We start from the raw sequence: 12,829 nt of genomic DNA, 5'->3' as shown, positions 1-12,829 counted from the left end.
CGCTTTTTCATTCTTTTGGCTGAAAATATCCCGGGGGAGGCCGAAGGCCGGGGGCAGAGCCCCCTAAATAATGTCGTGGCGCAGCCGCATTCGGATCACGCAAGGACTGCGAAAACATGGATCTCATCCTCGTCAACCTAATCGACGGTCTGGTCACGGGCCTCTTGCTCTTCATGCTGTCGGCAGGCCTGACGCTTATCTTTTCGATGATGGGCGTTCTGAACTTTGCCCATGCCAGTTTCTACATGCTGGGCGCCTATTTCGCCTTTCAGATCAGCATCGCGCTGGGGTTCTGGATGGGCCTGCTTCTGGCACCTCTTATCGTGGGCGTCATGGGGGCCGGGGTCGAACGGTACGGCCTCAGGCGGGTACACCAATACGGGCATGTGCCCGAACTGATCTTTACCTTTGGCCTTGCACTACTGATCGAAGAGCTGGTGCAATTCGTTTGGGGCAAAAACCAGATGCCCTATGAGGCGCCCGAGATCCTGCAATTCACCGCCTTTGCCATCGCGGGCAATTCGATCCCGGCTTACAAGATTTTCATGATCTTCATATCGGTCATCATCTTCATTGGGCTGCTTTGGGTTCTGACCCGAACACGCGTCGGCATGATCATCCAGGCGGCCCTGACTTACCCCAAGACGGTGGAGGCACTAGGCCACAATGTCCCTCTTATCTTTATGGGCGTCTTCGGCGTCGGAACAGCGCTGGCCGGTGTGGCGGGCGTCATTGCTGGCCCGGTGTTGGGCACGTTCCCGGGCATGGCCTTTGTCCTTGGCTCCATCGTCTTTGTCACCATCGTAATCGGCGGGTTGGGCAGCCTTTGGGGTGCGCTTGTCGCCTCGCTGTTGATCGGGTGGATGACCACCTTCGCCAAGGCCTATAATCTGCGGATGGAGGACCTGCTGACCTGGATTGGCTTTACCAAGCCCGAGGTTTTGTGGGACAGCGCCTGGCGCGACCTTTGGACAATCACCAGCCCGCAGATTGCCGATATCCTACCTTACATTCTCATGGTGTTGATCCTGATTTTCCGCCCCTACGGCCTGTTCGGAAAGCGTGACGCATGAGCGACCAGTTCACCACCGACCCGACCAAGCCGGCACAGCGGATGCGCGCAGGCGCCATGATTCTGCCACTGTCTCCCTGGATCATCGCGGCCTTCCTGCTGTGCGTAATGCCGTTCATTTTCACCAACAACTCCGCAATTACGATCATGAACCAGATGGCGATTACCATCATTTTTGCTCTGGCTTACAACATGTTGTTGGGTCAGGGCGGTATGCTCAGCTTTGGCCACGCGGTCTATGCCGGTGTGGGCGGTTTTGCCTGCATGCATATCATCAACTGGGATGGGTTCTTTTCCGGGCTGCCACTGCCGATCTTGCCCGTTTTTGGCGGGCTTATGGGCATGGGGCTGGCCACGATCGTGGGCAGTTTCTCAACCCGTAAGGCGGGCACGGTGTTTGCCATGATCAGCCTTGGCGTGGGTGAGTTGATCGCTGCCTGTTCCGTGATCATCGTGGCCTTTTTCGGGGGCGAAGAAGGCATCTCCGGCGACCGCACCTATGGCTTGCCCTTCTTTGGCGTCGAGTTCCTGCAACAGATCGAGGTCTATTACCTCATTGTGTTCTGGCTGATGCTCTCGGCGATCCTGATGTATCTCTATTCCCGCACGCCCATGGGCCGCATGGCCAACGCGGTACGCGACAACCCCGAACGGGCGGAGTTTCTGGGCTATTCCGCGCGCTGGGTTCGCTTTTACAGTTTCGTGGCGTCGGGCTTTTTCGCAGGCATCGCGGGCGCGCTGTTCGCCATCAACTATGAGATTCTGACCGAAGAAAACCTGAACACCACCCAATCGGGCATCATTCTTCTGGTGACATTCCTGGGCGGCGTCGGTTTCTTTTTTGGCCCGATCCTGGGGGCTATCGTCTTTACACTCGTGCAAACAGTTCTCAGCCTGCAGACCGAGCTTTGGGGGTTTTATCTCGGCATCATCTTCGTCGCCACGGTGATGTTTTTTCCCGGCGGCCTCGCAGGGCTGATCATGATGCATGTACCAGCCCTCAGGCTGGGCAAGTTGGGGCATTTGGGCGTGCCCTACCTCAAGACGCTTTTGCCTGCGGCCATAGGCACCCTGGGCGCGGCCGCCTTGGTCGAAATGACCTTTCATGTCCGCCATGCGGCCACGGGCGATCATGAGATGACGCTCTTTTGGACGACCTTCGACAGCCACAGCTTTTTGCCCTGGATCATCGCAGGTGTCGTGACCTTCGTTGGTTTTGCCATCACCCGCGCCACTGCCCCGGCATTGGTCGAGGCGTGGAACGAGGCAAACACGCCTGAGGGGATGTCGCGATGAGCCCGGCGCTGGAGCTTGACGGGCTCAAGAAGTCTTTTGGCAAGACCGAGATCATTCGCGGCGTGGACTTGTCCATCGCCAAAACCGAACGCCATGCCATCATCGGCCCCAACGGGGCGGGCAAGTCTACGCTCTTCAACTTGATCACTGGCCGGTTTCCGCAGACTGAGGGGGCTATCCGCCTGCACGGTCAGGATCTGGCAGGCAAGGCCCCGTTCGAGATCAACCGCATGGGACTGTCGCGCAGTTTCCAGATCACCAACATCTTTCCCAAGATGACGGTGTTTGAAAATGTGCGCTGTTCGCTGCTTTGGTCGATGGGCTACCGCTATAACTTCTGGTCCATGGTCGGACGCAGTCGCGCACTGACCGAAGGGGCCGATGAGATATTGCAACAGATCAACCTGACAGCGCGGCGCGACTTGCCTGCGGGCGTTCTCAGCTATGCCGAACAGCGCGCCCTTGAAATCGGGATCACAATCGCGGGCGGCGCGGATGTTATCATGTTGGACGAGCCCACGGCAGGCATGAGCCATTCCGAGACCGACTATATCGTGGAACTCATTCGCACCGTGACCGAAGGAAAGACCCTGATTATGGTGGAACATGACATGGGTGTTGTCTTTGGCCTGGCTGATCAGATTTCGGTGCTGGTCTATGGCGAAATTATTGCCACGGGCACGCCAGAGGCGGTACGCGGCAATGCACGGGTCCAAGAGGCCTATCTTGGCACCGCGTTGGAGGATCACTGATGCTCGAGGTCTCTGATCTACACGCCTATTACGGAAAATCCCACATCCTGCAGGGCGTCGACCTGCGCATAGGCGAGGGCGAGATCGTGGCCCTACTTGGCCGCAACGGGGTGGGACGGTCCACCACTTGCAAGGCCGTGATGGGCGAGGTCGAACCGCATGGCTCTGTCCTGTTCAAGGGACAGGAGATAGCGGGACGCAAGGCGTTCGAAGTTGCCAATCTGGGCATCGGATATGTGCCCGAGAACCGGGATATATTTCCCGGACTGACAACGCGCCAGAACCTGATCTTGGGCCTAAAGCCCGGGCAGAAGGATGGTGCGGGGCGCTGGTCGATGCAGGATATGTTCACACTGTTCGAAAACCTCGAACGGCGCGCTGATGTCGAAGCGTCGGTGCTGTCTGGCGGAGAGCAGCAGATGCTTACCATGTGCCGGACGCTGATGGGCGACCCGGACTTGGTGATGATCGATGAGCCGACCGAGGGGCTTAGTCCTCAGATGGTGCAACGCGTGGCCGAGTTGTTGCAGGAGATCGCAAAGCGCGGGATTGCGACGCTACTGGTCGAACAAAAACTGTCAATCGCGCTGGATATCGCCCACCGGGTCTATGTAATGGGCCATGGCAGGGTCGTGTTCGAGGGCACACCCGCAGAGTTGAAAGCGCGTGACGATATCCGCAAGGAATGGTTGGAAGTTTGAATGCCATGGAAACCGTGTCGGTTTCCGGCCGTTTTCCGTCTCGGAAACCGCCGCCTCCGGCGATCAACACGCGCGGCTCACATGGCAGCCGCCTTTTGATAGGCTTTTCGCGCCCGCAATCGGTCAACATAGGCTCCAAGTCGCGACAGAGCCTCCATATCAACCCCAATGCCTTGGGCACTGATCACCGCCGACCCCGTCATGATATCTGCGCCGCTAAAATCGCCAGCCAGATAGTCGCGCCCGTCCAAGGCGGCATCCACCGCCACCAACATCTGCCCCAAGAGCTTCTTGGCCCGTTTGGCGTGCACCTCTGATTGCCGCTCGGGCGGTAGAAAGAACGTCTCGACCATGTAGGAATTGATCGGTGGCATGATCATCCCTTCGGCATAATGCAGCCACTGCAAATAGGTGGGAAAGTGGATGCTGTCCGGGGCAGGCCGAAAACGTCCCTTGCCATGCCGGGCGAGCAGGTATTCGAGGATCGCGCCGCTTTCCATGATCCGCACATCCCCATCCTCAAGCACCGGGACCCGGCCCATCGGATGGATTGCGCGAAATTCTGGTGTTCGCATCGCCGGATCGCCCAAATCATAGCGCACGAGATCGTAGTCCAGTTCCAACTCTTCCAGCAACCAAGCCACGCGCAATGCACGACTGCGCGGCGCAAAATACAGCTTGAGCATATCGGCTCCTCCCTCATCCTCACACCGTAGCGGCGGGTGATTTGGCTTGGCAAGGGCGGTGGGCCGGGTATCGTGACCTGAGGCACGCATGCAAGGGGGGGCCATGGCCGATACAAGCTGGATCAAGACACGCGATGACGGCCCGCTGCGCCATCTGGTTCTGGACGCACCCCCTGTGAACGCGCTGCGCCCGGCGCGGCTGATGGGGTTGGCAAAGGTTGTCGCAGAGGCCGAGACGGACACGAATGTGCGCGCCATTATCATATCCAGCGCGTGCAAAGTCTTGTCCGCAGGGCTCGATCTCAAGGTGGCGCGGGATTTCAACGAAGATGATCAGGCCCGCATCGTTGACGGGTTGAACGTCGCCTTTCTGTGTCTCTTTGCCTGCCCCAAGCCCGTGATCGTCGCCACCGACGGGGCCGCCATTGCCGGTGGCCTGTTTTTTGTTTTGACGGCAGATCACCGTATCGCAACACCACGCGCCAGCTTTGGACTGGCGGAGGTCCGTGTCGGCGTCGATTTTCCAGTGGGCCCGATGGAGATTGCGCGCGCCATGCTTGCGCCTAAAGACCTGCGTCGCCTGATGATGCGGGGCCAACCGATCGCGGCCGACGCGGCGCTGGCCTGTGGGCTTGTCGACGAAGTGGTCGATCCGGAGGTACTCATGGACGTGGCCGTGCGCGAAGCCCAAGCCTTTGCGGCGATCCCACCCGTCGCCTATGCGGCGGTCAAGCAGCAGATCCGCGGCGACACAATCGCCCGGATCAAGACGCAGATGGGAAAGGCGCGCGGCGCTTGGTTCACGGCCGAGACGCGCGATGCCATGACCGCGATGTTGGGAGGATAAGGCAATGTTGACCCTCGACCCGCGGCGCCTCGATCGTATCACCCCTTGGGCCGACCGCTATGTGGCGGAGCGTAAATTCCCCGGTCTGTCGGTTTTGATCCGCCAAGGTGATCAAGAGGTGTATTTCAATGCCACAGGCCTGCGCGATCTGGATAGCGGCACGCCCTTTGCCAGAGACACATTGGCCCGCATCTATTCGATGACCAAACCGGTGACGGCGCTCGCCCTGATGATGCTGATCGAGGAAGGGGCCTTTACCCTTGATGCACCGGTCTCAAGCTTTTTGCCGGAATTTGCAGATGCCCGCGCCCTGATCCCCGGTGCCACGTCGTTGGACCAGACGATGCCTTGCGCCCCACCCACCTTGCACCAATTGCTGACGCACACATCCGGGCTGAGCTATCCTTTCAATCCCTCGATCCTGTCCGAGGAAATGGCCGCGCAAGACCTGCTGTTCAAACCCGGCGCCGGGTCATTGGCCGCTCAATGCAACGCCGTGGCCGCCTTGCCGCTGGCCTTTCAACCCGGAACACAGTGGGAGTATTCGGTCGGCATCGACGTGATCGGCCGGGTGATCGAGGTCGTTACCGGCCAAAGCCTGGGCGAGGTGTTTCACAGCCGGATATTCGAGCCTTTGGGCTTGTCAGAAACGGCCTTTGACGTTCCCCAGAGCCGGCGCGACCGATTTGCCAGCCTGTACACGCCACTGGCGGGCGACGCGATGGACCTCAATACTGCCGCTTCGGGTGGCGACAGCTTGCGCTGTGTGGATCATGCAGATGGATCGCCCTTTCTTGACCCAACGTTGCATTCGGGGGGCGGTGGGCTGGTGGGCACACTAGACGACTACATGCTGTTTGCCGATTGTTTGCGCGCGCGGGGGCAGGGCCTGATTTCGCCATCAACCGCTGACTTCATGATGGCCAACCATCTGCCTGGCGACATCGCAAGCCTTGGCCCGGCCAGCTTTGCCGAACAGCCCATGGACGGGGTGGGATTCAGCCTCGCGGGTGCAGTTGTGCTCGATCCTGCACGCAGTCGGGTGCCTGGATCGGTTGGGGATTTCAGTTGGGGCGGTATGGCTTCGACCTTCTTCTGGATTGACCGGATTCATGATTTCTCCGTCGTCATGTTCACCCAACTCTCGCCATCGTCCAGCTATCCGGCCCGGGCCGAGCTCAAGGCACTGGTTCATGGGGCCCTGACATGAGCCGTCCGATCCTCTGGACCCCGCCTGCCGCACGCGCAGACGCTTCGACTATGGCACAATTCATGCGCTGGCTCGCCGCCGAAAGAGGCTTGCATTTTGACGACTATCCGGCGCTTTGGGAGTGGAGCGTATCCGAAATTGACACCTTTTGGGGGGCGATCTGGGACTTCTTTGGCATTGTGGGCACGCGTCCCGACGTGTTTCTCGCCAAACGGCAGATGCCCGGGGCAGAATGGGGGCCGGGCGCACGGTTGAACTATGCCACGCAAATCCTGCGTCATACCGGGGCGCGCGGTAGCGACACGGCCCTGATTGTCCAATCCGAAACCTTTGGCGAGCGCGCGCTCAGCTGGGACCAACTGTGCGACCAGGTGGCCAGTGTCGCCCATCATCTGCGCGATATGGGCGTGACCAAAGGGGACAGGGTCGCAGCCGTTCTGCCCAATACCGAAGTGGCCCTGATCGCCTTTCTGGCAACGGCGTCTTTGGGCGCGATCTGGTCCATTTGCGCCCCCGATATGGGGCAGGTTGCGATCCTTGACCGGTTCAAACAGATCGAGCCGAAACTGCTGATCGCCCAGGACGGTTATGTGCATGCAGGAAAGACGGTTGATCGCAGCAGCCAGGTCGACGAAATCATCGACGGGCTTCCCAGTCTCGCCCATGTCGTGATGGTGCCCGTCTGCCAACCTTTGGCCGAAAACCGGCGCAATTGGGCGGATCTGGTGCAAACCCAGGCGGAGAACGCACCGCTGGATGTGGCGTTCGACCACCCGCTCTGGATCGTCTATTCCTCGGGCACCACGGGCGACCCAAAACCCATCGTGCACGGCCACGGCGGGATCGTGCTGGAGGCGAACAAGCAATCGCTGCACCATGACCTGACGGCGCGCGACAAGTTCTGCTGGTTGACTTCGTCAGGTTGGATCATGTGGAACGCGCAATGGATGGGGCTGGGGCAGGGGGCCACGGTCGCGATCTTCGACGGCGCGCCAAACCACCCCGATCTGACAGCAGTATGGCGGTTTCTTGAGAAACACAAAGTGACCCAATTTGGCGCAGGTGCTGCATTTTACGATGGGTGCCGCAAGGCGGGGATTACGCCCAAAGACATGGACCTCTCCGCGCTGACCGGGCTCGGCTCGACCGGGTCACCGCTTTCGCCGGACGCCTTTGCCTGGATTTACAGCGATGTGAAACCGGACATCAGCTTGATGTCCATCTCGGGGGGCACCGATATCGCTGGGGGCTTTGTGCTGGGCAATCCGCTCTTGCCCGTGCGGCTGGGCGAAATCCAATGCCGTGCGCTTGGCAACGCGGCCCGCGCCTTTGATGCGGACGGCAACGAGGTGTTTGACGAGGTGGGCGAACTGGTGTGCACCGAACCTTTGCCTGCCATGCCGCTTTACTTCTGGGGAGACGATGACGGCAGCCGTTTGCATGACGCATATTTCGACACCTATCCCGGCATCTGGCGGCACGGCGACTGGATCGAGTTCACGCCTGCGGGTGGTTCCGTCATCTATGGCCGCTCTGACGCCACGATCAACCGCAAGGGGCTGCGCCTTGGCTCGGCCGAGATTTATCAGGCGGTCGAGGGGATCGAGGCGGTCACAGACAGCCTTGTGGTCGATCTGGAATACTTGGGACGCGAGAGCTTCATGCCGCTCTTCGTGGTGACACCAGGCGGGTTGACCGACGGGATCAAGGATCAGATCAACGCATCCATCCAAGATCAGGTTTCACCCCGGTTTCTGCCCAATGAGATCATCGAGGTCGCAGAAATCCCGCGCACGTTGTCAGGCAAAAAGCTGGAAGTCCCGGTGAAAAAACTGCTCTTGGGCGGTGATCCGGCAACACTGGTCAATCGCGATTCGATGGCCAACCCGGACAGTCTCGATTTCTTTATCGCCTATGCAAAGGGCCGCACAACATGAGCGACGCACACCAGACCCTGTTGAACCTGTTGGCGGTAGAACCGCTTGAGGTGGACCTGTTTCGCGGCACCGGGCAGGGGGGCGAGACGCCCACGCGCATCTTTGGGGGGCAGGTCATCGGGCAGGCGCTCGCATCAGCCTATCAAACGGTCGAGGACCGGCTGTGTCACAGCCTGCACGCCTATTTCATTCGCCCGGGCGATCCTTCGATCCCGGTGATATATCAAGTGGACCGCGCGCGTGACGGGGGCAGTTTTACCACGCGCAGGGTTGTTGCGATCCAGCATGGCAAACAGATTCTGAACATGTCGGCCTCGTTCCATGTGGCCGAGGATGGCTGGACCCATCAGCACCCGATGCCCGATGTCGAAGGACCTGAGGGGCTGGCCGATCGCAGCACATTGCGCGCCGCAGTTGTCGACAAGATCCCCGAGCGCCATCACGACGAATTCCTGCGCCCCCGTCCAATTGACATCCGCGAGGTCGCGCCGCGTGATTTCTTTACGCCGGAACCGGCGGATGACAAGAACCACCTTTGGTTTCGCATGGCCGCCGCACGCGGGATCAGCCCGCAGTTGCAGCATTGCCTGCTCGCTTATGCCTCTGACATGAACCTGCTGGGCTCGGCACTGCGCCCGCATGGTCAGACGTGGTTCACAGGGGCGGTCATGGCCGCGAGCTTAGACCATTCGATGTGGTTTCACGGCCCGGCCAGTTTTTGCGACTGGCACCTTTACACGATGGACAGTCCCTGGTCAGGCGGCGGACGCGGCTTTAACCGGGGCATGATCTATAACCGCGATGGCACACTGATCGCCTCGGTCGCCCAAGAGGGCCTCATTCGCCAGATCAAGACCAAGGGCTGACGTACCCGCCTCTCTGTTCCAAGAAATCCGGCGGCTGGGGCAGTGCGCCGAACCAACACTCAAAGCGCGCCAAAACGTCGGTTCAACTTTCTCATGCCGCCAATCCACTTGTCATAATCCGCAGTCTTGAGGCGCATATAGTCCAACACGCCAGCGTGGGGCAGCACCAGAAAGGTTTCGTCCCGGATGGCGTTGACACACGCACGTGCGGCGTCCTCAGGCTCCAGCATGCCGTCGATAGCCGCCACATGATCCTCCAGCCCTTCGGTCATCGCAGTGCGCACCGCTTGGGGGCACAAGACCGAAACTTTGATACCGGCGTCGCCATGGGTGATCGCAAGCCACTCGGCCAGGCCCACGGCAGCGTGTTTTGTTACCCCGTAAGGCGCTGACCCAATCTGGTTCAACAACCCAGCGGCGGACGCCGTATTCAACAAATACCCACCACCCCGTTCGGTCATACGCGGCACGATATGGCGGGCCGCCCAGACATGCGCCATGACGTTGATATCCCACAGCCGCTGCCATTCCGCATCGGGCGCTTCTGCTCCGCCTTCGGTCAACACGCCTGCGTTTGAGCAAAAGAGGTCAATGGGGCCAAGCGTGTCTTCGACCTGCACGATCATCGCGGCAATATCCGCCTCATGTGACACATCCACTTCAACAGCGAACCCATTGATTTTCCGTGCAACTGCACGAGCGCCTTCAATGTCTCGATCCACGCAAGCTATCGCCTTGGCGCCTGCCGCCGCAAAAGCCAAACACAGCGCTTTGCCGATGCCGTTGGCCGCGCCGGTTACAACGATGATCTTGTCCTTGAGGTCCATGGTCGCGTCCTTTTACCTGATGTCTGCATCCGCCAGACAGGCGGCACGAATGCCACGTCGATCCAGCTTGTCGGTCGCTCCGCGGGGCAGGGGTTTGGCCTGAACCCATATACGACTTGGAATCTTGAAGTGGGCGATATGCGTGGCTAGGAAATCCTGCAACGCTGCCTCGGTCGGGACCACAGCGCCCTCCGCCTGCACGATCGCGCCCACGACTTCGCCCAGACGATCGTCGGGCAGGGCAAAGGCACAAGCCTCACGAACGCCAGGGTGGCGATGCAGGGCACCTTCGATATCCAGGCAAGCGATGTTTTCGCCACCCCTAATAATGATGTTTTTCTTGCGGTCGAGGATGGTGATCATGCCGTCTGCGTCGATCCGACCCAAATCCCCCGTACGCAGCCAGCCATCTTGCAAAACCTCTGCCGTGGCATCTGGTTTGTTCAAGTATTCCCGCATGTTACAGGGACTTTTTACAGTTATTTCACCGACCTCTCCGACAGCGACCTCGTAGCCCGCATCGTCCAGAAAGCGAACGTCTTGCACAGGGGGATACAACCGTCCGGCTGCGCCGGGATGACGCGCATAATCGCGTCCGACCAATCCGATACCGTTGGCGTTAGTTTCTGTCATGCCCCAGCCTGTTGCGATCTGGGCACTTGGAAAGCGCTTGGACAAGGCAGCCACCTGTGCTGCGGGGCGTTTTGCACCACCAGAGCCAAGATATTCGAGACTGTCGAGCGTCAGGCCCAATCGCGACGCCGCCTCCATCAGATCAGCCGATTGTGTGGGCACCCCTAAAAAGCGCGTGACTTTTTCGCGGTCGATCAGCCGCGCTGCGGTATCGGCGCACCATTTGTGCATCACCACCAATTTCGCGCCTGCAGGTAAGCTCAGCAGGAACATCGGATGCGTTGCGGTGACATGAAAGAGCGGCGTCACAATCAAGATCACAGGCCGCGGGGCAGGGGAACTATCGTCTTCTGGCGGTTCGATCAGCTGTGTCAAAGCAGCCTGCATCAGCCACGTGAAGACCGCGTTGATCGCCCCACGATGCGTCTGCACCACACCCTTGGGATGGCCCGTCGTGCCTGACGAATACATGATCGCAAAGTCATCATCTGCTGCGATCTGCGCAGCGTCAAAGCGTGAGTCAGACTGTGCCAACACGTCTGACAGGCCCGCGCCATGATCTTCATGGGCTGTGCCAAGGTTGACCACGTGCAGGCCGTGGGCTTGGGCCAATCGGGCGAGGCGGTCGGTACGCATATCATCGGCCAAAGCAACTTTTGGACTGCTGTCGCCAAGCGCATAGTCCAGTTCGGCACCGGTCCACCAGGCGTTGAGAAACACGGTCACGCCGCCAAGCGCGCTGATCGCCATCATCCCGATCAACATGGCCGGACAGTTGCGCATGGCCAGCGCCACACGCGTGCCTTTGGTCACGCCATAGTCACGCTGAAGGAGACGGGCCATGCGGTGCACATCCTGGACAAACGCATCGAAGGTCCATCGTTGATCTTCGAACACCAGATAGTCCGAGGCACCATCGCCATGCGCCGCACGACTGGCCAAAAGAAGAGCGTAGATGTGATCAGGTGCGTTGCTGAACACACGGTACTGCGTGCCGCGGATTTCTGCCGTGCCCACGGCAAAGGTCGGATTTTCGGCGGTCACTTTGGCCACGGCCTGATCAAGCGTCAGTCCGCTCATCGCCTGATCCCCATACACTTCCTCCCATTGATCCGTCGCGACTTTGATCTGCGGCGGTGTATTTGGAAAGTTAGGGGCAATCACGAGATGTGCCAAGTGGGTCGATGGCACAGCTTTTCTGGATACCGGCCTGATTAATGTATAATCCACATTATGTAATTAATGTGGATGGACGGAATGGAGATTTATTTATGTAATACCGATGATTACACGAAACTCTTCATGTCACCTCATCCAAGTGCATATCCAGCGCCACGCACCGTGCGCACTGGATCGTCGCCGCCAAATTGAGTCAACGCTTTGCGCAGCCGTCCGATGTGGACATCGACGGTCCGTGTGTCGACATAGATGTCACGGCCCCAGACGCGGTCCAGCAATTGCTCGCGGCTCCAGACCCTGCCAGGTTTTTCCATGAACGTACTGAGCAAGCGGAACTCGGTTGGACCAAGCTTCACCTCGTCACTTCCGCGGAGCACCTTATGACTCTCGCTGTCGAGCATTATGTCGTCGAATTCCAACCGTTGCCCGACCGTCGTGGGACGCACGCGGCGCAACTGGCTGCGTACCCGCGCCATCAGCTCGATCACAGAATATGGTTTGACCACATAGTCGTCCGCACCCGTCTCGAGGCCACGGACCTTGTCGACCTCTTCGGACCGCGCTGACAGCATGATCACCGGGATGGTGCGCGTCTCGGGCTTGATCTTCAGGCGACGGCATACTTCGATCCCGCTCAGATGCGGCATCATCCAGTCCAGCACGATGATGTCTGGCAGATCCTCGTCCACGAGCAACAACGCCTCTTCGCCGTTTTGCGCGCGGCTCACGGCAAAGCCTTCGGCCTCAAGGTTATAGGCCAAAACCTCGCGCTGTGCGGGTTCGTCTTCGACGACCAAGACACGGGGTTGACTGGCTGACATCG

Annotated in this window: 12 protein-coding genes; 8 read left to right on the top strand and 4 right to left on the bottom strand. The window is 59.5% G+C overall.

Annotated features, from left to right (window positions below; translation table 11 throughout):
- Positions 1-116: 116 nt before the first annotated feature.
- From Q1A44_RS14085 to Q1A44_RS14070, 4 genes are read left to right on the top strand one after another with little or no spacing between them, the layout of a single operon-like run.
- Complete coding sequence (locus Q1A44_RS14085) at positions 117-1,073, top strand: branched-chain amino acid ABC transporter permease (protein ID WP_299626309.1); 957 nt, start codon at positions 117-119, stop codon at positions 1,071-1,073.
- Positions 1,070-2,368 (top strand): branched-chain amino acid ABC transporter permease, encoded by a 1,299-nt coding sequence (locus tag Q1A44_RS14080; protein ID WP_299626306.1) that lies wholly within the window; start codon positions 1,070-1,072, stop codon positions 2,366-2,368. The genes Q1A44_RS14085 and Q1A44_RS14080 overlap by 4 nt, the downstream gene beginning before the upstream one ends.
- The gene (locus Q1A44_RS14075; RefSeq protein ID WP_299626303.1) at positions 2,365-3,120 is read left to right on the top strand and encodes an ABC transporter ATP-binding protein; all 756 of its coding nucleotides are present in this window, start codon (positions 2,365-2,367) and stop codon (positions 3,118-3,120) included. The genes Q1A44_RS14080 and Q1A44_RS14075 overlap by 4 nt, the downstream gene beginning before the upstream one ends.
- The gene (locus Q1A44_RS14070) at positions 3,117-3,821 is read left to right on the top strand and encodes an ABC transporter ATP-binding protein (protein ID WP_366942607.1); all 705 of its coding nucleotides are present in this window, start codon (positions 3,117-3,119) and stop codon (positions 3,819-3,821) included. Before Q1A44_RS14075 ends, Q1A44_RS14070 begins: the two co-directional genes overlap by 4 nt.
- A gap of 77 nt (positions 3,822-3,898) precedes the next feature.
- Here Q1A44_RS14070 and Q1A44_RS14065 read toward each other — a convergent pair whose 3' ends face one another.
- Positions 3,899-4,507, bottom strand: a complete 609-nt coding sequence (locus Q1A44_RS14065) for a glutathione S-transferase family protein (protein WP_299626297.1) — start codon at positions 4,505-4,507, stop codon at positions 3,899-3,901.
- A gap of 103 nt (positions 4,508-4,610) precedes the next feature.
- On the opposite strand from Q1A44_RS14065, the gene Q1A44_RS14060 reads away from it, so the two are divergent.
- Genes Q1A44_RS14060 through Q1A44_RS14045 form a run of 4 tightly spaced genes read left to right on the top strand, consistent with a single transcriptional unit; the run spans position 4,611 to position 9,367 of the window.
- The gene (locus Q1A44_RS14060; protein WP_299626294.1) at positions 4,611-5,354 is read left to right on the top strand and encodes an enoyl-CoA hydratase/isomerase family protein; all 744 of its coding nucleotides are present in this window, start codon (positions 4,611-4,613) and stop codon (positions 5,352-5,354) included.
- 4 nt (positions 5,355-5,358) lie between these two features.
- On the top strand, positions 5,359-6,564 hold the full coding sequence (locus Q1A44_RS14055; protein ID WP_299626291.1) for a serine hydrolase: 1,206 nt from the start codon (positions 5,359-5,361) through the stop codon (positions 6,562-6,564).
- Positions 6,561-8,501, top strand: coding sequence for an acetoacetate--CoA ligase (locus tag Q1A44_RS14050; protein WP_299626288.1), 1,941 nt, complete (start codon positions 6,561-6,563; stop codon positions 8,499-8,501). The genes Q1A44_RS14055 and Q1A44_RS14050 overlap by 4 nt, the downstream gene beginning before the upstream one ends.
- Positions 8,498-9,367, top strand: a complete 870-nt coding sequence (locus Q1A44_RS14045; RefSeq protein ID WP_299626285.1) for an acyl-CoA thioesterase II — start codon at positions 8,498-8,500, stop codon at positions 9,365-9,367. The genes Q1A44_RS14050 and Q1A44_RS14045 overlap by 4 nt, the downstream gene beginning before the upstream one ends.
- A gap of 59 nt (positions 9,368-9,426) precedes the next feature.
- On the opposite strand, the gene Q1A44_RS14040 is transcribed toward Q1A44_RS14045, so the two are convergent.
- The 3 genes from Q1A44_RS14040 to phoB all read right to left on the bottom strand — a co-directional run bounded on the left by Q1A44_RS14040 (position 9,427) and on the right by phoB (position 12,827).
- A complete protein-coding gene (locus Q1A44_RS14040) occupies positions 9,427-10,194 on the bottom strand; it encodes an SDR family oxidoreductase (protein WP_299626282.1) in 768 nt (255 codons plus the stop codon).
- Between the two features lie 12 nt (positions 10,195-10,206).
- Positions 10,207-12,003, bottom strand: a complete 1,797-nt coding sequence (locus Q1A44_RS14035) for a class I adenylate-forming enzyme family protein (protein ID WP_299626279.1) — start codon at positions 12,001-12,003, stop codon at positions 10,207-10,209.
- Positions 12,004-12,137: 134 nt separating this feature from the next.
- Positions 12,138-12,827 (bottom strand): phosphate regulon transcriptional regulator PhoB, encoded by a 690-nt coding sequence (gene phoB, locus Q1A44_RS14030; RefSeq protein WP_299626276.1) that lies wholly within the window; start codon positions 12,825-12,827, stop codon positions 12,138-12,140.
- Positions 12,828-12,829: the final 2 nt, after the last annotated feature.

The sequence above is a fragment of the uncultured Tateyamaria sp. genome (genome assembly GCF_947503705.1).
GTDB lineage: Bacteria > Pseudomonadota > Alphaproteobacteria > Rhodobacterales > Rhodobacteraceae > Tateyamaria.
This window is presented reverse-complemented; position numbering and strand designations above follow the sequence as displayed.

Coding starts and splice junctions, on each gene's coding strand:
- Q1A44_RS14085 (WP_299626309.1), top strand. CDS start 117: ATGGATCTCATCCTCGTCAACCTAATCGACGGTCTGGTCACGGGCCTC.
- Q1A44_RS14080 (WP_299626306.1), top strand. CDS start 1,070: ATGAGCGACCAGTTCACCACCGACCCGACCAAGCCGGCACAGCGGATG.
- Q1A44_RS14075 (WP_299626303.1), top strand. CDS start 2,365: ATGAGCCCGGCGCTGGAGCTTGACGGGCTCAAGAAGTCTTTTGGCAAG.
- Q1A44_RS14065 (WP_299626297.1), bottom strand. CDS start 4,507: ATGCTCAAGCTGTATTTTGCGCCGCGCAGTCGTGCATTGCGCGTGGCT.
- Q1A44_RS14060 (WP_299626294.1), top strand. CDS start 4,611: ATGGCCGATACAAGCTGGATCAAGACACGCGATGACGGCCCGCTGCGC.
- Q1A44_RS14055 (WP_299626291.1), top strand. CDS start 5,359: ATGTTGACCCTCGACCCGCGGCGCCTCGATCGTATCACCCCTTGGGCC.
- Q1A44_RS14050 (WP_299626288.1), top strand. CDS start 6,561: ATGAGCCGTCCGATCCTCTGGACCCCGCCTGCCGCACGCGCAGACGCT.
- Q1A44_RS14045 (WP_299626285.1), top strand. CDS start 8,498: ATGAGCGACGCACACCAGACCCTGTTGAACCTGTTGGCGGTAGAACCG.
- Q1A44_RS14040 (WP_299626282.1), bottom strand. CDS start 10,194: ATGGACCTCAAGGACAAGATCATCGTTGTAACCGGCGCGGCCAACGGC.
- phoB (WP_299626276.1), bottom strand. CDS start 12,827: ATGTCAGCCAGTCAACCCCGTGTCTTGGTCGTCGAAGACGAACCCGCA.